We start from the raw sequence: 24791 nt of genomic DNA, 5'->3' as shown, positions 1-24791 counted from the left end.
CGGACGGTTCAGAGTCCGCGGCGCAGCAGCGCCGGCGAGGCGGCTTCGGCCAGATGCAGCACTTCGAAACGCACGGTCGGGGCCTGCGACTCGGAGGCCGCGCCGCCGAGGCCGATCGCGCCCGCGCCGTGCAAGGTGCAGGACCCGCGACGCAGGCTCAGCGTCTGGCCGCCGGCGCCGAAGCGCACGAAGGTGCCGTTGTAGCTGAGGTCGGTCAGGCTGAAGCTGCTGCCCTGCCAGTCGATGCGCGCATGCGATCTGCTGACGCGGACGTCGGTGATGCAGTAGGTCGCCTGCGTGCTGCGGCCCAGCACGATGGGCATCTGCTCGATGTCGAAGACGCGGTCCAGGTCTTGCCAGACCAGCCGGATGCCTTCCGGCGCGGCGCTGCGGACGATCTCGCCGAACTGCGTGGCGCCGGGATCGCCGGTGCCCTGGTCCAGCACGTAGATGTGAACCGGTTCGGCGCGGCCGCGCACGCTGATGTGGTCCAGGCTGCGGAAGCGGGACTTCTGCGCGCTGGTCAGGCCGTTGACGACCTCGGCCGTCACGACGGTCTCGCCGTCGCCTGCGTGGTCGAGCAGCCGCGCCGCGACGTTGACCGCGTCGCCGAAGCAGTCGCCGTGGATCTCGACGACCTCGCCGCGCGCCAGCGCGATCTGCAGGTGGGTGTGGCGCAGGCGCTCGCTGCGCGCCGACGACTTCAGCAGCAGCTCCTGCATCCGCATGGCGGCCTTGATGCCGTCGCGCGGATTGTCGAAGGCGGCCATCAGGCCATCGCCGAGCGTCTTGATGATGTTGCCGCGGTTCTCTTCGACCGCCTGGCCGGTCAGGGCGACCGTCTGCGTCACCAGCCCCGAGGCTTCCGCATTCCCCAGCGTCTCGAACAGCGCCGTGCTGCCGCGCAAGTCGGCAAACAGGACGGTGCGCTCGCGGATCTGGGTCATCGGCCTGGGAAGGGGCTAGGGTGTGATGGAAGTCTCAGTGTAGCCGCGCCACCTTGGGCGTCACGTGGAGATAAGCCCTCGCCTTGGGGGCCTGTCGGCCCCTGTGCGACACCTCCCCCCGACAGGCGGGCGAATGCCGTACGCGACCCCCGAGCGATGGATCCCGAAGGGGATGCGAGGGCGGCCCGGGCAGCGGCAACCACAAAGAAAAAACCGGCCATCGTCCGAGGACGTGGCCGGCTTCTTCGGCAAATCCGGTGCCCATCGCTGGGCCCCGGATCTGAGGCTGGATCAGAGGTTGTCCAGGTACGTGCGCAGCTTGTCCGAGCGGCTCGGATGCTTCAGCTTGCGGATCGCCTTGGCTTCGATCTGGCGGATGCGCTCGCGGGTGACGTCGAACTGCTTGCCGACTTCCTCCAACGTGTGGTCCGTGCTCATCTCGATGCCGAAGCGCATGCGCAGCACCTTGGCTTCGCGCGGGGTCAGGCTGTCGAGGATGTCCTTCACCACCTCGCGCAGGCCGGCCTGCATGGCGGCCTCGATCGGCGCGGTGTTGTTGGTGTCCTCGATGAAGTCGCCCAGGTGGCTGTCGTCGTCGTCCCCGATCGGCGTTTCCATGGAGATCGGCTCCTTGGCGATCTTCATGATCTTGCGGATCTTGTCCTCCGGCATCTCCATCTTCTCGGCCAGCGTCGGCGCGTCCGGCTCGAAGCCGAACTCCTGCAGATGCTGACGCGAGATCCGGTTCATCTTGTTGATCGTCTCGATCATGTGAACCGGGATGCGGATGGTGCGGGCCTGGTCCGCGATCGAGCGGGTGATGGCCTGACGGATCCACCACGTCGCGTAGGTCGAGAACTTGTAGCCGCGGCGGTACTCGAACTTGTCGACCGCCTTCATCAGACCGATGTTGCCTTCCTGGATCAGGTCCAGGAACTGCAGGCCGCGGTTGGTGTACTTCTTGGCGATCGAGATGACCAGACGCAGGTTGGCCTCGATCATTTCCTTCTTCGCGTCGCGCGAGGCCTTCTCGCCCTCGTTCATCCGCTTGTTGATGCCCTTGAGGTCGTCCAGCGGCACCACGGCCTTGCCCTGGATGTCGATCAGCTTCTGCTGCAGCTCCTGGATCGCGGGCAGGTTGCGCGACATGATGTTCGCGTACGGCTTGCCCGAGGCCACTTCCTTTTCCGCCCACTGCAGGTTCAGCACGTTGGGCGGGAAGGTCTTGATGAAGTGCTCCTGCGGCATGCCGCACTTGTCCACGACGATCTTGCGGATCTCGCGTTCGAAGCGGCGCACGTCGTCCACCTGCGAGCGCAGGATGTCGCACAGCTTCTCGATGGTCTTGACCGTGAAGCGGATCGTCATCAGCTCCTGGCTGATCGCGGACTGGGCCTTGTTGTAGTTGGCCGACTTGTAGCCGTCCTTCTCGAAGGCCTTGCGCATCTTGTCGAAGTTGGTCGCGAGCGAATCCAGCTTCACCAGCGCGGCGTTCTTCAGCTCTTCCAGCTTCTTGGTCAGGGCCTTGGAGCCGCCGGCGCCGTCGTCGTCGTCCTCTTCGTCGAACTCGTCGAAGTCTTCTTCCGCGACGTAGTCGTCCGCCTCGTCATCGGAGACGAAACCGTCCACCGACTCGGAGATCTGCATCTCGCCGGCGCGGATCTTGGCGGCGATGGCCAGGATCTCGGCGATGGTCGTCGGGGAGGCCGAGATGGCCAGCATCATGGCCTGCAGGCCGCCTTCGATGCGCTTGGCGATCTCGATCTCGCCCTCGCGGGTCAGCAGCTCGACGGTGCCCATCTCGCGCATGTACATGCGCACCGGGTCGGTCGTGCGGCCGAACTCGGAGTCGACGGTCGACAGCGCGGCCTCGGCCGCTTCTTCCGCTTCCTCTTCGGTGGCGGTGGGCGAGGTCGAGCCCTGGATCAGCAGCGTGGCGGCGTCCGGCGCCTGCTCGTACACGGCGATGCCCATGTCGTTGAGCATCGACACGATCGCCTCGAGGATTTCCTCGTTGATCAGCTTCTCGGGCAGGTGATCGTTGATTTCCTGATGCGTCAGGAAACCGCGCGTCTTGCCCATCTTGATGAGGGTCTTCAGCTCCTGGCGGCGCTTGGCGACTTCCTCTTCGGTCAGCGCGGTCTCGTCCAGGCCGAACTCGCGCATCAGCGCGCGCTCCTTGGCGCGGCTGACCTTCATGCGCAGCGGCTTGGCCTTGGGCTTGTCCTCGCCGACTTCCTCGACCTCGACGGCCTCGACAGTCTCGACTTCCGCGTCGGCGTCGCCTTCGGTCTCGCCGTCGGCGTCGACATCGGCGAAGTCCTCTTCCTCCACTTCGACCTTGGCCTTGGCGGCCGGCTTCTTCGACTCGGTCTCGGCCTTGGGCTTGCGGCCGCGCTTGGGCTTCGCGTCGTCGTCGGACGCGGCAGCGGTGGCGGCTTTGGTGGTCTTCGCGGCGGCCTTGGCGGCCGGCTTCTTGACTTCTTCGGTTTCTGCGGCGGCGGCCTTGGACGCGGTCTTTTTGGCGGTCATGCAGTTCCTCGGTGGCTCAGGGGCCAGTAGGTGAATGCGGGGAAATCGCAGTGGGTGCAGGCAATGCAAACAGCCACCTGCCCCGCTGGCGCCCGCAAACTCCCGACTCCTGCGGGCTATGCGGCGCGAGCGAGCCAGGCGGCTCGAACTCAGGCCTCGGATGGCAGATCGGGGCAAACCGACTGCCATTCAAGGCTTTGCGCGTGAAGGTTAGCGTGAACCTTTGTTGTTGCAGCCCAGGCGGTGTAAGTTGGCCACTTTGTGTATGAACCCAGGGTCAGTGGGGGGCCGGGGACCGGTTGGCGCTGCGGTCACTCTTGACGCGCGAAAACCATAGATTATCTGCGAATTTTCCCATTCGGTCAAAAAGCGCGTTCTATCTGATGTTCTGCTACCCGATCTGGCGGGCGTTCTGATGGGCGTTCTTGCAGCGAATTTCAGGCAGCCTCCAGCTCGCGGATCTGCCGCAGCAAGGCCTGGAACCGGGTCATGTCCGGTTGCGGGCTGCGCGCGATGCGATCGGCCTCCGCACGGAGCTTGCCGACCCACAGCTTGCGCATCACGACGCGGAACTCGACCTCCACATGCTCATCGGGCGGCGGTGCGCTCAGCGGGCCGCCGCTGACGCGCTGGGCGAGGTCCATCAGGTCGGCCTCCTGCAGGGCGATCTGCAGCACCGCCCACGGCGCCGGGCCGTTGTCGACCAGCGAACGTTCGAGCCAGGCGATCAACTGGCCGTGTTCGCCGGGAAGCTCGTGCAGCAGCTGCAGGTCCTGCTCGCCGATCTGCTGCCAGAGCTCGCCGTGCAGCAGCAGCATCCGGACCGCCAGGTTCATCGGCGCCGGGGGCAGTTCCAGCGGCATGCCGATGGTCGGATCCTGGTCGCGCTTGCGCCAGTCTCCCTTGCCGCCTTTGCCTTTGTATTCGCCCTTGGGCACCCATTTCTTGCGCTCGCCCTGGACTTGCGCCTGGGGCGCCGGAGCGGCGCCAGCGCCCGCTCCGTAAGCATCCGGAGGAATGTGGATGTCGTCCGCGCCGACGTGGGCCTCGTCGCCGTAGGCGGAGGCGGGGATGTCGAAATACGGCTCGTCGTGGGGGCCGTCGGAAGAGGGGGAAGGGGCACGCGGCGCCGCCTTCGGAGGGGCGGCGGGCCGTTCCGCGCGCGGACGCGAGCCGGGGGGCGCCGGCGCTTGCGCGTTCGCCCACAGCGCCTGCAACTCGGCGTCCGGCAACTGCGCGCGGCGGGCGAGTTCGCCCAGCAGCTGCCGCTTCAGCAGCCCGTCCGGCAGCGCGGCCCACAGCGGCTTGGCGACGCTCAGCATCTTTGCGCGACCTTCCGGCGTGCCCAGATCGCAGCCGTCGGCGGCGGTCTCCATCAACTGGCGCGACAGCGGCACGGCGCCTTCGACGCAGCGTTCGAACGCGTCGGCACCGAGCTCGCGCACATACGAATCGGGGTCGTGCTCGGTCGGCAGGAACAGGAACTTGATCGTGCGCGTCTCGTTGGCATGGGGCAGGGCGGCCTCGAGCGCGCGCCCGGCCGCGCGGCGCCCGGCGGCGTCGCCGTCGAAGCTGAACACCACCGACTCGGTGAAGCGGAACAGCTTCTGCACGTGCTCCGCCGTGCAGGCCGTGCCCAACGTCGCGACCGCGTTGCCGAAGCCGTGCTGCGCCAGCGCCACGACGTCCATGTAGCCCTCGACCACCAGCGCATAGCCGCGCCGGCGCATCGCCGGGCGGGCCTCGTAGAGGCCGTAGAGCTCGCGCCCCTTGTGGAAGACCGGCGTCTCCGGCGAGTTCAGGTACTTGGGCTCGCCCTTGTCCAGCACGCGGCCGCCGAAGCCGATGACCTCGCCGAGCACATTGCGGATGGGGAACATCACGCGGTCGCGGAAGCGGTCGTAGCGGCGCTGTTCGGCCTCGCTCTTGCCGGGGTCGTCCTGCAGGATGACCATGCCGGTCTCGACCAGCAGCGGATCGTCATAGGACGGGAAGGCGTTGGCCAGCGAGCGCCAGCCGTCGGGCGCATAACCCAGCCCGAACTGCAGCGCGATCTGGCCGGTCAGGCCGCGGCCCTTGAGGTACTCGATCGCGCGCGGGTTGGCCTTGAGCTGCTGGCGGTAGTGCTGGCCGGCCTTGGCGAGCACCTCGGTGAGCGTCGCCTGGCGCTGCTTCTGCGCCTTCTCGCGCTCGCGCTCCTGCGGGCTGCGGTCGTCCTCGGGCACCTGCATGCCGGCCTGCTGCGCGAGGTCGCGCACCGCGTCGATGAAGCCGATGCCCAGGTGCTCCATCAGGAAGCCGACGGCGTTGCCGTGCTGGCCGCAGCCGAAGCAGTGGTAGGTCTGGCGGGACGGGCTGACCGTGAAGCTCGGCGACTTCTCGCCGTGGAACGGACAGAGGCCCTTGTGGTTGATGCCGGCCTTCTTGAGGTCGACATGGCGGCCCACGATGTCGACGATGTCGACGCGGGCCAGGAGGTCCTGAATAAAGCCGGGCGGGATCACCGCGGGATTTTAAGTGATCGCCTGGACGGGCACTTCCCGGGGCGGCAGGGGCGTGCGGCGTCGCGCCCAGGCGAGCAGCGCCTGCGGCGGCAGCGGCTCGCACAGGCCGCTGCCCTGGCCGACGCCGCAGCCCAGCGCGATCAGCGCCTGCGCGTGCGCCGCCGACTCGACGCCCTCGGCCACCAGTTCGCAGCCGAATTGCCCGGCCAGCGCGATCACGCCCTGCACCAGCGCGCGGTCCTGCGGATCGACGAGCATGGTCTGCACGAAGGAGCGATCGATCTTGAGCTGGTCCAGCGGCAGCTGCTTGAGCACCGACAGCGTCGCATAGCCGGTGCCGAAGTCGTCCATCGCCAGGCGCAGGCCGAGGCGTTTGCAGTCGGTCAGCAGGCGGCGCGCGTGGGCGACGTCGTCGAGCGCGCTGGACTCGAGCAGCTCCAGCACCAGCCGGTGCGGCGGCACGTCGGGATGGCGCGCCAGCAGCGCCTCGAGCCGCGGCACGAAGGCCGGGGCCGCCAGGTGGCGCGGGCTGATGTTGACGCTGAGCTCCAGGTCCAGTCCCTCGGCGCGCCAGAGCCGGTTCTGCTCCAGCGCCTGCTCCAGCACCCAATGGCCGAGCTGCGCGGCCATGCCGCTGTGCTCGACGGTCGGCAGGAAGGCGGCGGGCGCCAGCAGCCCGCGCTGCGGATGGCGCCAGCGCAGCAGCGCCTCGGCGCCGAGCAGCGCGCCGCTGACCAGGTCCAGCTTCGGCTGGTAGTACAGGCAGAGTTCACCGGCCTCCAGCGCCTGCTGCACACGCAGCGCGGCCTGGGCTTGCGCCTCGCGGCTGCGGCGTTTCTCGACGTCGAAGAACTGCACGCCGTCCCGGCCGCTGCGCTTGACGCGGTACAGCGCGTGCGCGGCGTGACGCATCAGCGTCTCGGCCTCGCCGCCGTCCTGCGGGTACAGCGTCGCGCCGACGCTGGCGCTCAGGCGCAGTGCGCCGCCGGGAGCGTCCTCGGTGTCCTCGGCGCCGGCATCGTGGCCGTCGATGTCCCCGTTGTCCCCACTGTCCGGGCCTGGACTCGAGCCCGCGCCCGCGCTGCCGGCAAGGCCCTCGCCGCTCTCGTGGTCCGGATCGATGGGGCGGCGCAGCACCTGCACGAGCCGGTCCAGCGCCTGCTGGGCTTCCTCGAGGCTCTGCACGCGCAGCAGCAGGCCGAATTCATCGCCGCCGAGCCGGGCGACCTCGTCCGACCACTGCGGCGCCTGGCGCAGCGCGAGCGTCAGGCGCCGGGCGAGTTCCCGCATCGCCTGGTCCGCGCGGACGATGCCGTGACGCCGGTTGAAGGCGGCGAAGCCGTCCAGGTCCACGCGCGCGACGCACAGCATGAACCCCGGTCCGACCTGGCGGCTGGTGCGGAGCGCGGCCTGCAGCCGGCGCTGGAATTCCTGCTCGTTGGGCAGGCCGGTCAGCAGGTCGAAGCGGCCCAGCCGCTCCAGCGCCTGCTGCCGCTGCAGTTCCTGCGTCAGGTCGCTCAGCGCCAGCACGCGGTAGCGGGGCGGGCCGTCGGGCTCTGGGATCGAGGACACGGTCAGCCGCAGCGTCCGGGGCTGGCCGCCAGCCGCGCGGACCTTGACCAGGCCGTGCCAATGGCCGGCGGGATCGGCCAGCGCCTCGGCGATCGCGTCGGGATCGTGGCCGGCGCGGCGCAGTTGCGCCTCGTCCATCGGCAGCGCCGGGTGACCGAGCATCCGGCGGCGCAGCGCTTCGGCGGTGTCCGGCGTCTGGCCGTCGTTCTCGAGGACCAGGCCCGCGGGCGGCTCCAGCAGCGCGGCCATCAGCGTCCAGTACGCCGGGTTGGCGTCGAGCAGCCGGTGCTCGAGGTCGGTGATCGCGAGGCCTTCGTGCAGGTGCTGGAACAGCCCGCTGCTCATCCGCTGGCGCTCCTCGGCGGTACGGCGCCACTGGACGTCCTGCAGGCTGGCCAACACCTGGCGGGCGCGGCCGCGGGGATCGCGGCGCGCGACGCGCAGCCGCAGTTCGTGCCAGACCCAGCCGCCGTCCTCGTCGGGCAGGCGCAGCGCGTGGTGTAGCGTGTCGGGCTCGTGCGCCGTCGGGTCCTGGTCGTCGGTGTTCCGCGGCCCGGCCGTCTGCCCGCCCTGCAGCAATGCGGGCAGGCGTTCCTCGAGCTTCATCCGGTCGACGGCGTGCACCTGCGTCAGCCAGGCCAGCGGATCGGCGGGATCGAGCGGTCCCAGCCGCGTCTGCCAGCCGGGCGACATCGCGACCGATTCGCCGGGGATCCATTGCGCCAAGGACAGGCCGGCCTCGTCGATCTTGGTGCGCCATTCGCGGCGCTCATCGAGCGCGCGCTGCCGCAGCGCGCGCGCGTGCAGGACCGCGCCCAGGCCGAGCAAGGGCAGCAGCCACCAGGCCACCGCGCGCCAGGTCGGCCACAGCGCGCCGGCGACCAGCAGCAGGGCCGTGGCGGCCACCAACAGCACGGCCGGCGCCACCGCGGGCAGGCGTCGAGGCAGGGCGGGCGGGGCCCAGCCGGCGGGGGCGGACAACTCGGACTTCAAGATGGCGGCGGGGTAGGAGGGAAAGAGCGGGCCCGCGCGGGACGCGGGGTGGGACCGGCAGGCATGCTAGCCCTGCGCCGACGGTGGCCGGTCAGCGCTATCCCTGCCGGGGGTGGCGCTCCCCCCGGAATGAGGGTGCCTCGCCGGACGCGGCGACGACAAGTGGCAGCCGAAAAGCAGCAGCTGAAAAGCAGCAGCCGAAAAGCAGAAAGCCACCCGAAGGTGGCTTTCATGGTGCCGGAAGGCGGGTCGCCCTCGGATCCTGGCGCTCAGATCACGAAATCTTCCAGCTTGGCGCCGCCGGAAATGGCGGCCTTCAGCCATTTCGGCTGCAGGCCACGGCCGCTCCAGGTTTCGCCGGTGGCTTGATTGCGATACTTCGCGGCCACCTTGGAGGACTTCGGCGTGCCGGTCTTGGCGGCGCGGGCGGTCAGGTCGGCGACCGTCAGGCCGTATTCCTGCATCAGCGACTTGACTTTGCCGATCGCGTCGGACCGTTCGCGGTCCTGGGTTTCCGCGATTTGCTGTTCGAGGGCGGCCCGCTGGGCCAGGAGGTCTTTGAGCGATGCCATTTATGCAATTCCTCGCGTAGTTCAACGGCTCCCTCGAAAGGGAATGCCGCATTATAGGCAGGGAATCGAGTATCACCGCAAGGGGGTAAATTCCCGGGCCGGCGTTGAAACGGCACGCTGAAACGGCATTTCCTTGAGTTTCCAGCGGATCAACTGTCAGGAAACGTGTCTCGCCTGACACGAGTTGACGATGGCGTCACCTGGATCGGTGGTGCGGAAATGCCCCGGAATCGGACCCCGCCGCGCACCGCGATGGGGAAATCACTCCGTCGGCGGGACATATCCGGCGGGCTGTTCCGCGCCGCCGCCGAAGAAGAACTGTTCCATCTGCCGCGCGAGGTATTGACGCGCGCGCTGGTCGGCCAGATTCAGGCGGTTTTCGTTGACCAGCATGGTCTGGTGCTTCATCCACGCGGCCCAGGCTTCCTTGGACACGTTCTCATAGATGCGCTTGCCGAGTTCGCCGGGATAGATGGGAAAGTCCATGCCCTCGGCTTCCTTCTTCAGATAAACGCATTGGACGGTGCGGGCCATATCAAACCTCGATGCTCAAAAAGTGTTGGGGGAGTGCGGCAGCTGGCCGACGCTGGGCCGCTGCCGCGGGATCGATCCCGGATGACGGGATGCTGGGGGAGGGTGAGGGGATCGCGGATCAGGCGAGTTTCTTGACGAGGACCTGCGAACGCCGGTCCCAGTTGTATTTGCGCTTGCGTTCCTCGGGCAGCCAGTTCGGGTCGACCGGCTGGAATCCGCGCTTGATGAACCAGTGCATGGTGCGCGTGGTCAGCACGAAGACGCTGGTCAGGCCCATGGCCTTGGCGCGCTGCTCGATGCGCTTGAGGATGCGTTCGCCGTCGCCCTGGCCTTGCACGGCGCTGGACACGGTCAGTGCCGCCATTTCGGCGGTGCGCGCCTCCTGATAGGGATGCAGCGCGGCGCAGCCGAATATCACGCCGTCGTGCTCGATGACGGTATAGGTCTCGATGTCGCGTTCGATTTCGCTGCGTTCGCGTTTGACCAGCGTGCCGTCGCGCTCGAACGGTTCGATCAGCGCGATCAGGCTGCCGATATCGTCGTGCGTCGCCTCGCGCAGGCTTTCGAGTTTTTCATCGACAACCATCGTGCCGATGCCGTCGTGGGTATAGACCTCCTGCAGGATCGCGCCGTCGACGACGAAAGGCAGGATGTGCGAGCGTTCGACGCCCGATTCGCAGGCCTTCACGCAGTACTTGAGATAGAAACCGACGTCGGTCGGCTGCGTCGGCGGCGGGAGTTTGGCGATCAGCCGTTTCGCGTCGGCCAGCGCCAGTTCCGTGTCGATCGCGCTTTCCGGGTCCTCGGGGTTTTCGCGCACGCCCTCGACCTCGGTCATGAACAGCAGCTTGTCGGCCTGCAGCGCGATCGCGGTTTCGGTCGCGACGTCTTCCATCATCAGATTGAAGGCGTCGCCGGTGGGCGAGAAACCGAACGGCGACATCAGCACGATGGCGCCGATATCGATGGCGCGCTGGATCGCGGCGGCATCCACGCGGCGCACGATGCCGGAGTGCTTGAAATCGACGCCGTCGACGATGCCGACCGGCCGCGCGGTCAGGAAATTGCCCGACACCACGCGCACCGTGGAATTGGCCATCGGCGTGTTCGGCAGGCCCTGGGAAAAGGCCGCTTCGATTTCGAATCGCAATTGACCGGCGGCTTCCTGGGCGCTGTCCAGCGCAATGCCGTCCGTGATGCGCATCCCGTGGCTGTATTGCGGCGGGTGGCCCTTGAGGGCGAGCTGTTCGTTCACCTGCGGGCGGAAACCGTGGACCAGCACGATCTTGATGCCCATCGCATGCATGATGGCCAGGTCCTGGACGAAGCTGTTGAGCTTGCCGGCGGCGATCATTTCCCCGGTCATGCCGACGACGAAGGTTTCTCCGCGATACGCATGGATATAAGGGGCCACCGCGCGAAACCACGGCACGAAGGTATGGGGGAAGACCAGGCTCATGGGCGCGGATTGTGCAACAGGCTGTCCCTGCAACGCGGCGGCAAGGTCACTTGCGGGACGCTGTGCGGGAGCGGAGCATGGCGCCTCCGCAACACCCCCCGGAGCGAGACATGGAAGTCTTCAAGACGCATGGTGCCTTCAGCTGGTCGGAGTTGATGACGACCGACACGAAGAAGGCGTCCGAGTTCTACGGCAAGCTGTTCGGCTGGACGATCGAGGCCATGCCGATGCCGGGCGGTCCGACGGACGCGCCGCCCTACCACGTGATCAAGGCGCGCGGGGCGGACGACGCCATCGGCGGCCTGATGGCCTGCCCGCAGCAGGGCATGCCGCCCGCCTGGGGGATCTACGTCACGGTGGACAACGTCGACGAGACGGTGGCCCAGGCCAAGGCGATGGGCGGCAAGGTGCTCATGGAGATCATGGAAGTGCCCACCGTCGGCCGCATGGCGACGCTGCAGGACCCGCAGGGCGCGGTGATCAACGTGATCACCTATGTCGAGATGCCCGACGAAAAGAAATGAGGGTGACCTGACGTCCGGCCCGTTGTCGCGGGGCGCGAGATAATCCGCGCCCCGTGAGTCAAGACACCAACGCCCCCGCCGCGCCGCCTTCGCGTCCTCCCCGCCCGCCGCGTCCGCCGCGCCAGGCCGGACCTCGCCGCCCCGCGGCGCCCGCCACCCCGATCCCGCCGATCGAGTTCCCCGAATCGCTGCCGGTCTCCGGCCGTCGCGAGGAGATCATGCGGGCGCTCGCCGAGCACCAGGTGGTGATCGTCTGCGGCGAGACCGGCTCCGGCAAGACGACGCAGTTGCCCAAGATCGCGCTGGCCATGGGCCGGGGCCGCGGCAACGGCGGCGGCCTGATCGGCCACACGCAGCCGCGCCGGATCGCGGCCTCCAGCGTCGCCAAGCGCATCGCCGAAGAGCTCAAGTCGCCCCTGGGCGACGTCGTCGGCTACAAGGTCCGCTTCCAGGACCGGCTCCAGCCGGGCGCCTCGGTCAAGCTGATGACGGACGGCATCCTGCTGGCCGAGACCCAGACCGATCCGCTGCTCAGCGCCTACGACACGCTGATCATCGACGAGGCGCACGAACGCAGCCTCAACATCGACTTCCTGCTCGGCTACCTGCGCGAGATCCTGCCGCGCCGGCCCGACCTGAAGGTGGTCGTGACCTCCGCGACCATCGACGCGGACCGCTTCGCCCAGCACTTCGCGTCGGCGAAGGGACCGGCGCCGGTGCTGATGGTGTCGGGACGGCTGTTCCCCGTCGAGCAGCGCTATCGCCCCTTCGAGGAATCGCGCGAGTACGACGTCAACGACGCCATCTGTGACGCGGTCGACGAGCTCTGGCGCGACGGCCGCGGCGACGTGCTGGTCTTCCTGCCCGGCGAGCGCGAGATCCGCGAGGCCGCCGAAGCGCTGCGCAAGCACCACCCGCCCGGCGTCGAGGTGCTGCCGCTGTTCGCGCGCCTGTCCGAGCAGGAGCAGAACCGCGTCTTCCAGCCGCACGGCCAGCCGCGCATCGTGCTGGCGACCAACGTCGCCGAGACCTCGCTGACGGTGCCCGGCATCCGCTACGTGATCGACCCCGGCCTGGCGCGCGTCAAGCGCTACAGCTACCGCAACAAGGTCGAGCAGCTTCAGATCGAGAACATCAGCCAGGCGGCGGCCAACCAGCGCGCGGGCCGCTGCGGCCGCGTCAGCAACGGCACCTGCATCCGCCTGTACGACGAGAAGGACTACCTGTCCCGCCCGCGCTTCACCGATCCCGAGATCCTGCGCAGCTCGCTCGCGGGCGTGATCCTGCGGATGAAGTCGCTGCATCTGGGCCAGGTCGAGGACTTCCCCTTCATCGAACCGCCGCCGCGCAAGGCGGTGGCCGACGGCTACCAGCTGCTCAACGAGCTGGGCGCCGTCGACGAGCGCAACGAGCTCACGCCGATGGGCCACGAGCTGTCGAAGCTGCCGCTGGATCCGCGCGTCGGCCGGATGATCCTGGAGGCCCGCCAGCGCGACGCGCTCAGCGAGGTGCTGATCATCGCCAGCGCGCTGTCCGGTCAGGATGTGCGCGACCGTCCGATGGAGCAGCAACAGCAGGCCGACGAGAAGCACAAGAAGTTCGACGACGAGAAGTCGGAGTTCATGGGCTACCTGAAGCTGTGGAAGTGGCTTGGACAGTCCCGCGGTGGGGAAGGGGAGCACAAGCTCTCCAACCGCAAGCAGGAGCAACTGCTGCGCGACAACTTCGTCAACCCGCGCCGCGTGCGCGAGTGGCGCGACATCTACTCGCAGCTGCACACGGTGATCGCCGAGCACGGCTGGCGCCTGAACGGCGCCCCCGCGACCTACGAGCAGGTCCACCTGTCGATGCTGGCCGGCCTGCTGGGCAACATCGGCGTCAAGGCCGATGACGACGACTGGTACCTGGGCGCGCGCGGCATCAAGTTCTGGCGCCATCCGGGCGCTCACCTGAGCAAGAAGCCGGGGCGCTGGATCGTCGCGGCGGAGCTGGTGGACACGACGCGGCTGTTCGGCCGCGGCATCGCGGCGATCGAGCCGCAGTGGCTGCCCGGCATCGCCGGCCACCTGATCAAGACCCAGCTGCTGGAACCGCACTGGGAGAAGAAGGCCGCCGAGGTCGTCGCGCTGGAACGCGCGACGCTCTACGGCATCGTGCTCTACAACAACAAGCGGGTGAACTTCGGTCGCGTCGACGCCGTCGCCGCGCGCGAGATCTTCATCCGCGAGGCGCTGGTCAACGGCGACTGGGAGACGCGGCTGCCCTTCCTGGCCCACAACCAGAAGCAGATCGCCAAGGTCGAGGAGCTCGAACACAAGTCGCGCCGCCAGGACGTGCTGGTCGACGACGAGCTGATCTACGCCTTCTACGACCAGCAGCTGCCGGCGGACGTGTACTCCGGCGTGACGCTGGAGAAGTGGTTCCGCGAGGCCAGCAAGGCCAACCCGCGCCTGCTGCAGCTCAGCCGCGACGAGCTGATGCGGCACGAGGCCGCCGGCGTGACGAGCAACGCCTTCCCGAAGACGATCCGCCTGGGCGGCGTCGACTGCAGCGCGACCTACCTGCACCAGCCCGGCGACGCGCGCGACGGCCTGACCGTCACCGTGCCGATCTACGCGCTCAACCAGGTCAGCGACGAGCGCGTCGACTGGCTGGTGCCCGGCATGCTCGAGGCCAAGGTGACGGCGCTGCTCAAGAGCCTGCACCAGAAGCCGCGCAACCGGCTGACGCCGCTGCCCGAGTTCGTCGCCGAGTTCGTCGAGCTGAATCCGTTCGCACAGGGCGGCCTGGTCGACGTGCTGCTCAAGGCGGTGAAAGAGCGCTCGCAGGTCGCCGTGCAGCGCAACGACTTCAAGCTGGAGCAGTTGCCCGCGCATCTGTTCATGAACATCCGCGTCGTCGACGAGCACGGGCGGCAACTCGGCCAGGGCCGCAACCTGGCGACGCTGAAGGCAGAGCTCGGCACCCAAGCGCGCTCCGCCTTCCAGGCCCTCGCCGCGCTGAAGCTGCAAGGCCAGGATGACTCCCTGAAGCAGCAAGGCTCGGACGACTCTCGCGCGCGGCAAGGCGCTGACGACTCCCTCTCCCGCTCGCGGGAGAGGGCAGGGGCGAGGGCTGCGGTCGACGGAGGACGGCCGACGTCAAGCGACGGCCAGCCCTCCCGCGGCATCAAGGCGGCGGTGATCCCACCAACCAAACCCGCGACCGACGCCGCCAAGACCTACACGTCCTGGACCTTCGGCGAACTCCCCGAGCTCATGGAGATCAAGCGCGGCCCGCAGACGCTGATCGGTTTCCCGGCGCTGATCGACAAGGGTCAGCACGTCGAGATCGAAGTCTTCGACGAGCCCGAGATCGCCGCCGCGAAGCACCGTGCCGGCCTGCGCCGCCTGGTCGCGCTGCAGCTCAAGGAACCGCTGAAGTACCTGGAGAAGAACATCCCCGACCTGACCCAGATGTCGGTCGCCTACATGAGCCTGGGCACCGCCGAGGAGCTGCGCGACCAGATCATCGCGGTCGCGCTGGAGCGCGCCTTCCTGTCCAACCCGTTGCCGGTCGACGAGTTCACTTTCAAGGCCCGCCTCGAGGAAGGCCGCGCCCGCCTCAACCTGATCGCGCAGGAGGTGGCCCGCCTCGCCTTCAACGTGTTGATCGAGTACCAGGCCGCGCTGCGCAAGCTCAAGGACGCACGCACGGCGCCCAAGGACGTGGTCGAGGACCTGCAGGCGCAGCTGCAGCGGCTGATGCCCAAGCGCTTCGTGCTGCAGACGCCGTGGAGCCAGCTGCAGCACTTCCCGCGCTACCTGAAGGCGATCACGCTGCGGCTGGACAAGCTGCGTGCCGACGCGCCGCGCGACGCGAAGCTGCTCTCGGAGCTCCGCCCGCTGGAGCAGCGCTGGTCGCGCCGCCTGGCGGAACTCAAGGGCACGACCGACGCGCGGGTGGAGGATTTCCGCTGGCAGCTCGAGGAATTGCGGGTCAGCCTGTTCGCGCAGGAACTGAGGACACCGCAGCCCGTCAGCGTCAAGCGCCTGGAAAAGGTGTGGGCGCAGTTACAGAACTGAGCGGAGAATCCCCCCCAGTTCTTCAGGCGGGGATCTCGGGTTTTCGGTCCAATTCAAGCTACAAAAGGTCCGTGGCCCTGCACCGTCGGGTGCCGCACATCGCTCGTGTCTGACAACACCACAACATCCTCCGCCGCCCCGATGCGGCGCTTCGGCCGCTTCGAGCTCCGCGGGCTGCTGCACAAGAGCCTGCGCTCGATGCTGTGGGTGGTCTTCGACCCGCAGAGCGGTCAGGAGCTGTTCCTGATGATGCCGCGCGAGAAGCCCAACAGCGAGGCGGCGATGCTGCACTGGCTGAAGACGGTCGACGGCGCGTCGCGCATCCATCATCCGAACCTGGCGCATGTCGTCGAGACCGGCCGCGTCGATCCGTGGCCCTACGTCGCCTACGACCGCGCGCTGGGCGAGACGCTGGAGGAGCGCATCGCCCGCGGCGCGCCGCCGCTGCCGCTGGACGCCGCCGGCTGGGCCGCGCAGGCGCTCGAGGGCCTGGCCTTCGCGCACGAGGCCGGCCATGCGCACCGCGACATCCAGCTGGCCCACATCGTCGTCGACGGCGCGAACCACGTCCGCGTGCTGGGGCTCGAGGTCGCGCAGGAGGTCGTGCCGCCGAATGCCGACTTCAACACCACCACGCGCCGCGCCGCGCGCGAGGCCGCCGAGGAGGACGTCGTCTGCGTCGGCCTGGTGCTGCATCGTCTGCTCAGCGGCAAGCCGGTGCTGGAGGAGTCCGACCTGCAGGTCGTGCTCCAGCGCATGCAGCCGCAGGGGCATGACCTCGTGCGCCTGGGCTGGGAAACCCCTTATGCGATCCCCGAGCCGCTGCGCGCCATCGTCAACCGCGCCAGCGACCGGCAGACGCGCCAGCGTTACCACCTGGCGCGCAGCTTCTGGCGCGCGCTGGACGGCTGGCGGCTGTCGGCCGAGCAGGACGACGGCGGCCCGATCGCGCTGCTGAAGGACAAGATGCAGCGCTTCGGCCATCTGCCGAGCACCTCGGCCCGGCTGGTGACGACGGTGTCCTCGTCGGCGATGGCGGGCCAGCACGGCAGCCAGCTGGCGTCGATGGCGCTGAAGGACATGGCGCTGGCGCTGGAGCTGATCCGGCGCGTCAACAACGCGCTGCGCCAGCAGGGCCCGACCAGCGGCGGCACGGTGCTCAACCTGCAGCGCGCGATCGCCATGCTGGGCCTGAACGGGCTGGAGGACGCGGCGCGGGCGCTCAAGCCCTGGCCCGGTCCGATGAACGAGGGCCAGGCGCAGTTCATGCAGAGCGTGATGCGCCGCGTGCAGCGCGCCGGCCAGGTGGCGCAGGCGCTGCGCCCGGCCGGCTACGACGGCGAGGTGATCTACCTGATCTCGCTGATGCAGAACCTGGGGCGGCTGCTGGTGCAGTACCACTTCCCCGACGATGCGCAGCAGATCCGCCAACTGCAGGTCGCGCCGGAAGCGACCGAGGACAACCCCAACCCGCGCGGCATGAGCGAGCAGTCCGCCGCCTACGCGGTGCTGGGCTGCGATCTGGAGAGCCTCGGACTGGCCGTCGCCCGGTACTGGGGCCTCGGCGACGAGCTGCAGCACATGATGCGCCGCCAGCCGCAGGAGGCGCCGGTGCGCCATGCCGATGGCGACACGGAGCTGCTGCGGCTGACCTGCAGCCTGGCCAACGAACTGGTGGACGCGCTCGCGCTGCCGGAGCGCAAGCGCCAGGCGGCTATCGAGCTCGCGACGCGGCGTTATGCGCGCGCGCTCGGGCTGGGCCTGCGCGAGATCTACGACGCGCTCGGCACCAGCGGCGCGATCACCGACGCCGGCGAGAGCGGCCTCGGCGCGATGAGCGATCCGGCCGTCGGCGCGGCCGCGACCGCGGCGCCGCGCTCCCGGCTGCGCGAGCGTGCCGAGTCCGGCGCTCCCGCTCCCGCGGGCATGAAGACTGCCAACAACAACGCGAACAGCACCGCCCAGCCAGGATCGCCGACCGGCGCTTCCGAGCCCGGCAAGGACCGACCATGACCGCCATGCCGCCCGCCGTCGGGCGATTCAAGCCGTTGCGCAGCCTGGGGCAGGGCGCCCAGGCGGTGGTCTGGCTCGCCCACGATCCGCGGCTGGATCGCGAGGTCGCGCTGAAGGTGCTGACGCAGGCCGTCGACCGCGCGAGCGTGGACGCCTGGCTGCATGAGGCGCGCGCGGTCAGCCGGCTGACGCATCCCAACATCGTGCCGGTCTTCGAGGCGGACATCGAAGGCGGCCAGGCCTACATGGTCTTCGAGTACGTGCCCGGCGGCACGCTGACCGAGCGGCTGCGCCAGCGCGGCCGGCTGCCGGCGCGCGAAGCCGTCGCGATGATGCTGGGCATCCTCGACGGGCTGCACGCGGCGCACCAGGCGGGCGTCGTGCACCGCGACCTGAAGCCGTCCAACATCCTGATCGACTCGACCGGCCGGCCCAAGGTGATGGACTTCGGCATCGCCGGGCGCATCCAGCCCGGTGCGGTCAATGCGACCGGTGCGGGCGCTACGGCCGGCACGGCCCCGCGCCCCAACCGCATCGTCGGCACGCCGGGCTACATCTCGCCGGAAGCGGCCCGGGGCGACGCCGCCTCGCCGGTGATGGACGTGTTCGCGGCGGCCGTGATGCTCAGCGAGATGCTGTCCGGCCAGCGGCTCAACTACGACCCCGATCCGTGGCGCGCGGTGCGCCGCGCGATGGAGCAGACGCTGGATCCGCCGGCCGATCTCGGACCCGACAGCGACGACGCGTTGCGCGCCGTGCTGCTGCGCGGCCTGTCGCGCGAGTCGTCGCAGCGCTGGGCCGATGCCAAGGCCTTCCACGACGCGCTGGCCGCGTGGCTGCATCCGGCCAGCGAGGCGCCCGAGGCGGGCGAGGGCGGCAGCGCCACGCTGGAGTTCCTGCTTCGCCGCATGCGGCATCGCAGCGACTTCCCCGCGATGGCCGACTCGGTGACGCGCATCCAGCGGATGACGCAGTCGGAGAACGAGAGCCTCACCTCGCTCTCCAACGAGATCCTCAAGGACGTCGCGCTGACCAACAAGCTGCTGCGCCTGGTCAACACGGTGCAGTTCAGCCACGCGGGCGGCGGGCACATCAGCACGGTGTCGCGCGCGGTGGCGCTGGTGGGCTTCGGCGGCATCCGCAATCTGGCGCTGTCGCTGGTGCTGCTGGAGCGGATGGAGAACAAGGGCCACGCGCAGCGCCTGAAGGAGGAGTTCCTCCGCTCGCTGATGGCGGGCTCGCTGGCGCGCGAGCTGTGCCTGGTGCCGCGCGAGAACGAGGAGTCCTTCCTCGCCACGATGTTCCAGGGCCTGGGCCGGCTGCTGGCCGAGTTCTACCTGCCTGAGGAGGCGCAGCAGGTGCGCCGCGTCGTGCGGCCCGAGCGCGGCATGGGCGAGCAGGCCGCGCCGCCGCTGAGCGAGGCCGCGGCCTCCGCGCAGGTGCTGGGGCTGAGCTACGAGAGCCTCGGCCTGGGCGTGGCCCGGCAGTGGGGTTTCCCGGACACCCTGCAGCGCAGCATGCAGCGGCCCGACGGTGACGCGCCGACGCGGCTGGTGGAGCACTCGACGGACCGGATGCGCTGGCTGGGCCGCGCGAGCAACGATGTCGCGGACGTCATCCTGAACAGCGATCCCGCCGAGGCGCATGCCAAGGTGCGCGCGATGGCGCAGCGCTACGCACGCGCGCTGGGTGTCGAGGCCAAGGCCTTCGAGGCTGCGGCGGACCAGGCGCGGCAGCGGCTGACGCAGCTGGCGCAGGCGATGGACATCAAGCTGGCGAAGAACTCGCCGGCGCAGCGCCTGCTGGCGCCGCTGACGCCGTCGGCGGAGGACACCCTCTCGCCGCACCAGCTGCAGGCCACGATGGTGGACGGGCAGGCGCCGGCCGGCGTGATCCCGCCCGAGCAGGCGGCGGCGACGCTGGCCGCGGGCATCCAGGACATCACCAACGCGATGGTCGAGAGCTTCAAGCTCAACGAGATCCTGCGGATGATCCTGGAGACGATGTACCGCGGGCTGGGTTTCCGCCGGGTGATCTTCTGCCTGCGCGATCCGAAGACCGAGACGCTCACCGGCCGCTTCGGCCTGGGCGACGGGGTGGAGGCGGTGGTGCCGCTGTTCCGCGTCCCGTTGCGGGTGATGCCGGGCCTGCCGGCGGACCTGTTCACGGCGATCTGCACGAAGGGCGTGGACACGCTGATCGCCGACGCCTCCCAGCCCAAGATCGCCGAGCGGCTGCCGCCGTGGTTCCTCAGCGGGGCCAAGGCGCACAGCTTCCTGATCCTGCCGATGGCGCTGCGCGGCGCGCCGTTCGCGATGATCTACGCGGACAAGACGGAGCCGGGCAGCGTGGTGCTCGACGAGAAACAGCTGTCGCTGCTGCGCACGCTGCGCAATCAGGCCGTGATGGCCTTCAAGCAGGCGAGCTGAGCCTCAACGACGCGGGCCGTAATGGCCCGGGATCCAGCGGCGACCGCCGCCGCGGTTGTCCCAGTAGCCGTCGATCCAGATGGTGCCGGTGACGACCGGGCCGCCGTCCGAATAACCGGCGCCGTAGCCACCACCGTCGCCGTAGCCGCGGTCGTAGCCGTGATAACGATGGGCGGGAACCACGACGCAGCCGGTCAATGTCGCGACCAGCGGAGCCGCGACCAGCGCAAGGAGCAGGGGACGAAGCGTTCGCATGTGGGACCTCCATGAAGGGGACTGCATGCGTCAGACAACGCGGTCCCCGAGGTCGCCGATGACCGGTCACGCCGGACATTACGCGGCGGACAAGGAGTAACGGTCGGTGAGCCCGCCCCCGAACGGGCCCGCAGGCCTGGCAGGCCCGGCAGGCCCGACCTCCCGGTCGAGCCGAAGCCCGATCAATACGGGCCGTTCTTCAGCCAGTGTTCGAGTTGCGGCAGGCGGTCGTTGCCCCAGAAGCGTTCGCCCTCGACGATGAAGAACGGCGAGCCGAACACGCCGCGGGCTTCCGCGAGGTCGATCTCGGCCTTCAGACGGGCGCGGGCGGCGGTGTCGTTGGCGATGGCCTGGAGCTGGTCGGGCGAGACGTGCTGGGTGGCGCAGAGGTCCTGGAGCACCTCGCCCTGGGCGATGTTGCGGTCGTCGACGAAGTAGGCCTTGTAGACGGCCTGGGCGAACTTGCGGCCCTGCTCGGGGTCGCGGTCGTTGAACCAGTGGAACAGGCGCGCGGCCATCTCGGTGTGCAGGCCCAGCGAGGACGGCGTGTTGTAGGCCACCTTCATGAAGGCGGCGAGCCGCACGACGTCGCGACGGACGTAGTCGCTGCGCATGACGCTGTTGGGGACGCGGATGCGTTCGAGCGACTGGAAGTTGGCGTCCAGCACGATGGCGTGCCAGTTGACGGTGCGGCCGTACCCGGCCGCGAGCTCGTCGATGCTCTGCGCGGCGATGTAGCCGTAAGGCGAGGCGAAGTCGAAATAGAAGTCGATCGGTGCGGACATGCGGGCTCCTGACAAGGCGCGCGGATTGTAGGAGGGTGTCTCGACGCGGCTCGTGACGCATCCGCCGGATGGGTGATGCGGGGAATGACCATGGTCACCTGACGTCAGGGTCAGGCGTTCCGACTGAAGGACGCTGGCTATCATCAAACTAGATTTCCTGGGAGAGGCGATGAGCGCGAGAACGCCTGGTCCGCTGTGCCAGATCAGCAATCCTCAAATCGTGGACAGGGGCACCAACTGCCCGTCCCAGTCGCCGTCGCCCGCGTCGATCGGTCGGCAGACGCAAGATCTGCGCGGCCTCGACGAAGCCCTGGACGCGCTACAAGCGACCGCCCTGAACTTCGCGAGGCGATACATCCAGGATGCGAAGGCGCGCGCCACCTATGTCCAACGGATCGCCGAAGCGGCGCGCACGATCCGCGCCGATGTCCTCGCGGGAAAGATGAGCGCCGCGGACGGCGCCGCGTTCGCAGCGCAGTCCCGGAACATGATCATGGAAGAGATCCGCGCGATCACATCTGCGATTGGCAGGGCAGGAGCGGAAGCGATGAAGGGGCAGGGCCTCACGCTGGAGATGGCGCTCGACAAGGCAGTCAAGAAGTTGTTTCCGGGGCAGACCTTCGCCGAGCTGTCCGCGGCGCAGAAGCGATTGGTCTTCCTGGAGATCGTGGACGCGTCGGGCCGATCGAGTCCGAAGGTGACCGGCCAGATCCCGCGTTGGCGGATGCTCGGACGGGGTCTTGCCGTCGTGACCGTGGCCATCTCGATCTACAACATCTGGGAGGCGAAGAACAAGCTGCGGCAGGGCGTCAAGGAAGGCGCGACGCTGACGGGTGGCGTCCTTGGCGGTGCTGCTGGAACGGCCTCTGCAGGCTTCTTCTGCGGGCCTGGTGCCCCCGTGTGCGTGACGGCGTTGTTCATTGTCGGCGGCATCGTCGGCGCAATTGCGGCAAGTGCGGCGGCCGATCAGGTCCTTGACCAACGAGACGTCATGAACTGGCTGGGCGAATGAGCGAGATGCGCTTCATTGACGACGACGCCCATCGCGCCGCGCGGTTGGCGATCTCGCATTTGTTCCTGGATACGGAACTCGATGAGCTCGACCTGAAGGCCATCGCGCGTGAACTGGTGGCGACGGGACTGCCCGTCGATGAACTGCAGCGTGTCTACGAAACCGAAGTCGCACCGGCTTGCTGGCGGAACCTGCATGCGATACCCGGCGGTGTGTGGACCGGGTTCGACGAACAGTCGCTGGGCCAAGCCATCCAGCAGCATCGGCTTCAGAGATCGACATCCTCTCTCTGGCAACGTTGGTCGATTCAACGTTGGACGGCAAGCACACGAAGCGACTGGACACGCGTTCTGAAAATGCTGGCCGACAGTTGAATTGAGGCCGCGCGCGACGTCGCAGCTTTGCGCTCGCGAGTCGTCGGCTGCCGCTACCGCATCCCCCTCCCGCCCGTCAACCACCCCCGGGAGGCGATGTATCGGCCCTGTTGCCTCCGATACAGTTGTTTACCTCAGTTCCCCCTGAGGGCGTGCATTCCGTGAGGGATGTCACACCCAGGGGGCTGACCAGGGCAAAACCGGCGCGAGCCGGCGACGCAAAGCCTCCGGTCTCGGCGCCGACATCCCAAAGATGTCACGACTCGAGATAGCGGGGTTGCCGTATCGGCATCGACCGGTTCGTGACGCATCGCCGCTTGTCCGGCCCGTCCTGGGTCGAAAAAACAACGCCAGACCAACGGCAGGCAGGGATGCAAGAGAAGTATGAAACGCGGACGCCCGCGCGGCGGCGTCCGGCCGTCGGCGTGCCGACGGTGGCCACGATCGCGATCGCTGCCGCCTTGTGCGCCGGCATGGAAACCGCCTGGGGTCAGTCCTTGCCCCCGGGCGCCGTCGACCCCGATGCGCAGCGCCAGCTCCAGCAGCAGCGCGAGGCGCAGCAGCGCCAGTCGCTCGAACGCGAACCGGACGTCCGCCTGCGAGCCAGCGCGCCGCAGGCGCGCCCCCGTCTGCGCGACGACGAGTCCCCCTGCTTCCAGATCACGCAGATCGAGCTGCGCGGCGTCGACGGCCAACCCCGCATGGCGCGCCAGATCGGCGCGCTCGACGGTCCCCAGGGCGACGACGCGCCGATCGGCCGCTGCCTCGGCGCCGGCAGCATCGCCACGCTGGTGACGCGCCTGCAGGACGCGCTGATCGAGGAAGGCTTCATCACCACGCGCGTGCTCGCGGCGCCGCAGGATCTGTCCACCGGCCGCCTCGTGCTGACCGTCGTGCCCGGCCGCGTCCACGCGATCCGCCTGCGCGAAGGCACCTCGCCGCAGGTGCGGCTCGCCAACGCGCTGCCGGTGAAGCCGGGCGACGTGCTCAACCTGCGCGACATGGAGCAGGCGCTCGAGAACCTGCAGCGCGTCCCCGGCGCGCAGGCCGACATCCAGGTCGAGCCCGCGCTGGGCACCAGCGAGCCCGGCTACAGCGACCTCGCCGTCAGCTACCAGGGCGGCCGTCAGTGGCGCTGGCAGGTCTCGCTCGACGACAGCGGCAGCGAGGCCACCGGTCGCTACCCGCTTGCGCTGACCGCGTCGCTGGACCACGCGCTGACGCTCAACGACCTCTTCTACGCGACGCTGAACCGCGATGCCGACTGGCTCGCGCGCCGCGTCGACCACCGCGAGGGCCCGCACAAGGGCACCGGCGGCCACGTGCTGCACTACTCGCTGCCGTGGGGCCATTCGCTGATCAGCGTCACGGTCAGCCGCAGCGGCTATCGCCAGGTCGTCATCGGCGCCAACCAGACCTACGTCTACCGCGGCGCCAGCAGCAACGGCGAGCTGAAGCTGACCCGCATGCTCTGGCGCGACGGCCAGTACAAGTTCAGCGGCTATGTGAAGCTGTTCGGCCGCGGCTCGCGCAACTACATCGACGACGCCGAGGTCGAGGTCCAGCGCCGCCGCACCGGCGGCTGGGAGGCCGGCATCAACCTCAAGCGCAATGCCGGCGGCATCGGCAGCGAGGCCGAGCTCAGCCTGAAGCGCGGCACCGGCGCCTTCCACGCGCTGTCCGCACCCGAGGAAGCCTTCGGCGAGGGCGATTCGCGCGTGCGCCTGCTGCAGGGCGGCTACAGCCTCAACGGCGCGCTGACGCTCGGCGCCCGACAGCTGCAGCTGAGCACCTCGCTGCGCGGCCAGTACGCGCTGAACCGGCTGACGCCGCAGGACCGCTTTTCGATCGGCGGCCGCTACACGGTGCGCGGCTTCGGCAGCGACGCGTCGCTGTCCGCCGACAACGGCCTGCTCTGGCGCAACGAGGCCGAACTGCCGCTGTCCGCGGCGCAGCAGTCGCCGGCCGTGTCGATGTACCTCGGCGTCGACGCGGGCCTGGTCGGCGGCCATGGCGCCGAGCGCCTCGCGGGACGCCACCTGACCGGTGCCGTCATCGGCTCGCGTGTGCGCACGCAGGGCTTCTCGCTCGAGGTCTTTGCCGGCGCGCCGCTGTGGCAACCGTCCCGCTTCCCCGCAGCCCGCGTCGTCGCGGGCTTCAACCTGACCTTTTCGCGCTGAGCTCCTGTCGAGCCAGGCCCTGAACTCTTTCCGTTGAGATCG

16 protein-coding genes and 1 riboswitch are annotated in these 24791 nt (G+C 68.9%); of the genes, 7 read left to right on the top strand and 9 right to left on the bottom strand.

Annotated features, from left to right (window positions below; translation table 11 throughout):
• Positions 1-8: 8 nt before the first annotated feature.
• The 7 genes from AC1VNM_RS13365 to argA all read right to left on the bottom strand — a co-directional run bounded on the left by AC1VNM_RS13365 (position 9) and on the right by argA (position 11113).
• Complete coding sequence (locus AC1VNM_RS13365; RefSeq protein WP_377152823.1) at positions 9-947, bottom strand: adenylate/guanylate cyclase domain-containing protein; 939 nt, start codon at positions 945-947, stop codon at positions 9-11.
• A 291-nt stretch (positions 948-1238) separates the two neighbouring features.
• Positions 1239-3479, bottom strand: coding sequence for an RNA polymerase sigma factor RpoD (gene rpoD, locus AC1VNM_RS13360; RefSeq protein ID WP_377152826.1), 2241 nt, complete (start codon positions 3477-3479; stop codon positions 1239-1241).
• 437 nt (positions 3480-3916) lie between these two features.
• Complete coding sequence (dnaG, locus tag AC1VNM_RS13355; RefSeq protein ID WP_483107241.1) at positions 3917-5983, bottom strand: DNA primase; 2067 nt, start codon at positions 5981-5983, stop codon at positions 3917-3919.
• Positions 5984-5992: 9 nt separating this feature from the next.
• Positions 5993-8536 (bottom strand): putative bifunctional diguanylate cyclase/phosphodiesterase, encoded by a 2544-nt coding sequence (locus AC1VNM_RS13350; RefSeq protein ID WP_483107240.1) that lies wholly within the window; start codon positions 8534-8536, stop codon positions 5993-5995.
• 281 nt (positions 8537-8817) lie between these two features.
• Complete coding sequence (locus AC1VNM_RS13345; RefSeq protein ID WP_377152839.1) at positions 8818-9120, bottom strand: H-NS histone family protein; 303 nt, start codon at positions 9118-9120, stop codon at positions 8818-8820.
• A 261-nt stretch (positions 9121-9381) separates the two neighbouring features.
• On the bottom strand, positions 9382-9654 hold the full coding sequence (locus AC1VNM_RS13340; protein ID WP_088403658.1) for an oxidative damage protection protein: 273 nt from the start codon (positions 9652-9654) through the stop codon (positions 9382-9384).
• 118 nt (positions 9655-9772) lie between these two features.
• A complete protein-coding gene (gene argA, locus AC1VNM_RS13335; RefSeq protein ID WP_483107239.1) occupies positions 9773-11113 on the bottom strand; it encodes an amino-acid N-acetyltransferase in 1341 nt (446 codons plus the stop codon).
• 110 nt (positions 11114-11223) lie between these two features.
• On the opposite strand from argA, the gene AC1VNM_RS13330 reads away from it, so the two are divergent.
• The 4 genes from AC1VNM_RS13330 to AC1VNM_RS13315 all read left to right on the top strand — a co-directional run bounded on the left by AC1VNM_RS13330 (position 11224) and on the right by AC1VNM_RS13315 (position 20143).
• Positions 11224-11637 (top strand): VOC family protein, encoded by a 414-nt coding sequence (locus AC1VNM_RS13330; RefSeq protein ID WP_483107238.1) that lies wholly within the window; start codon positions 11224-11226, stop codon positions 11635-11637.
• Positions 11638-11690: 53 nt separating this feature from the next.
• Complete coding sequence (hrpA, locus tag AC1VNM_RS13325; protein ID WP_483107237.1) at positions 11691-15701, top strand: ATP-dependent RNA helicase HrpA; 4011 nt, start codon at positions 11691-11693, stop codon at positions 15699-15701.
• Positions 15702-15806: 105 nt separating this feature from the next.
• Positions 15807-17714, top strand: coding sequence for a serine/threonine protein kinase (locus AC1VNM_RS13320; protein ID WP_483107236.1), 1908 nt, complete (start codon positions 15807-15809; stop codon positions 17712-17714).
• Positions 17711-20143, top strand: a complete 2433-nt coding sequence (locus tag AC1VNM_RS13315) for a protein kinase domain-containing protein (RefSeq protein ID WP_483107235.1) — start codon at positions 17711-17713, stop codon at positions 20141-20143. Before AC1VNM_RS13320 ends, AC1VNM_RS13315 begins: the two co-directional genes overlap by 4 nt.
• Before the next feature lie 3 nt (positions 20144-20146).
• Here the strand turns inward: AC1VNM_RS13315 and AC1VNM_RS13310 are convergent, their stop codons facing one another.
• Both AC1VNM_RS13310 and AC1VNM_RS13305 read right to left on the bottom strand, forming a co-directional pair.
• Positions 20147-20398, bottom strand: a complete 252-nt coding sequence (locus AC1VNM_RS13310; RefSeq protein ID WP_297532022.1) for a hypothetical protein — start codon at positions 20396-20398, stop codon at positions 20147-20149.
• Between the two features lie 182 nt (positions 20399-20580).
• Positions 20581-21183: a DsbA family protein gene (locus AC1VNM_RS13305; protein WP_483107234.1), complete on the bottom strand. Its 603-nt coding sequence runs from the start codon at positions 21181-21183 to the stop codon at positions 20581-20583.
• A 169-nt stretch (positions 21184-21352) separates the two neighbouring features.
• On the opposite strand from AC1VNM_RS13305, the gene AC1VNM_RS13300 reads away from it, so the two are divergent.
• From AC1VNM_RS13300 to AC1VNM_RS13290, 3 genes are all read left to right on the top strand, one after another.
• Positions 21353-22195 (top strand): hypothetical protein, encoded by an 843-nt coding sequence (locus AC1VNM_RS13300; protein ID WP_483107233.1) that lies wholly within the window; start codon positions 21353-21355, stop codon positions 22193-22195.
• Positions 22192-22569 (top strand): DUF7079 family protein, encoded by a 378-nt coding sequence (locus tag AC1VNM_RS13295; protein ID WP_483107232.1) that lies wholly within the window; start codon positions 22192-22194, stop codon positions 22567-22569. Before AC1VNM_RS13300 ends, AC1VNM_RS13295 begins: the two co-directional genes overlap by 4 nt.
• A 183-nt stretch (positions 22570-22752) precedes the next feature.
• A riboswitch (cyclic di-GMP riboswitch) is annotated at positions 22753-22854 on the top strand.
• 86 nt (positions 22855-22940) lie between these two features.
• Positions 22941-24749 carry a ShlB/FhaC/HecB family hemolysin secretion/activation protein gene (locus AC1VNM_RS13290; RefSeq protein ID WP_483107231.1) on the top strand — a complete coding sequence of 603 codons (1809 nt, stop codon included), beginning with the start codon at positions 22941-22943 and terminating at the stop codon, positions 24747-24749.
• Positions 24750-24791 lie beyond the last annotated feature (42 nt).

The sequence above is a fragment of the Mitsuaria sp. MSU3D genome, assembly GCF_056867975.1.
This window is presented reverse-complemented; position numbering and strand designations above follow the sequence as displayed.

Excerpts from the sequence above, each read along its gene's own strand:
- AC1VNM_RS13365 (WP_377152823.1), bottom strand. The coding sequence starts at position 947 with ATGACCCAGATCCGCGAGCGCACCGTCCTGTTTGCCGACTTGCGCGGC.
- rpoD (WP_377152826.1), bottom strand. The coding sequence starts at position 3,479 with ATGACCGCCAAAAAGACCGCGTCCAAGGCCGCCGCCGCAGAAACCGAA.
- AC1VNM_RS13345 (WP_377152839.1), bottom strand. The coding sequence starts at position 9,120 with ATGGCATCGCTCAAAGACCTCCTGGCCCAGCGGGCCGCCCTCGAACAG.
- AC1VNM_RS13340 (WP_088403658.1), bottom strand. The coding sequence starts at position 9,654 with ATGGCCCGCACCGTCCAATGCGTTTATCTGAAGAAGGAAGCCGAGGGC.
- argA (WP_483107239.1), bottom strand. The coding sequence starts at position 11,113 with ATGAGCCTGGTCTTCCCCCATACCTTCGTGCCGTGGTTTCGCGCGGTG.
- AC1VNM_RS13330 (WP_483107238.1), top strand. The coding sequence starts at position 11,224 with ATGGAAGTCTTCAAGACGCATGGTGCCTTCAGCTGGTCGGAGTTGATG.
- AC1VNM_RS13315 (WP_483107235.1), top strand. The coding sequence starts at position 17,711 with ATGACCGCCATGCCGCCCGCCGTCGGGCGATTCAAGCCGTTGCGCAGC.
- AC1VNM_RS13310 (WP_297532022.1), bottom strand. The coding sequence starts at position 20,398 with ATGCGAACGCTTCGTCCCCTGCTCCTTGCGCTGGTCGCGGCTCCGCTG.
- AC1VNM_RS13305 (WP_483107234.1), bottom strand. The coding sequence starts at position 21,183 with ATGTCCGCACCGATCGACTTCTATTTCGACTTCGCCTCGCCTTACGGC.
- AC1VNM_RS13300 (WP_483107233.1), top strand. The coding sequence starts at position 21,353 with ATGAGCGCGAGAACGCCTGGTCCGCTGTGCCAGATCAGCAATCCTCAA.
- AC1VNM_RS13295 (WP_483107232.1), top strand. The coding sequence starts at position 22,192 with ATGAGCGAGATGCGCTTCATTGACGACGACGCCCATCGCGCCGCGCGG.
- AC1VNM_RS13290 (WP_483107231.1), top strand. The coding sequence starts at position 22,941 with ATGCAAGAGAAGTATGAAACGCGGACGCCCGCGCGGCGGCGTCCGGCC.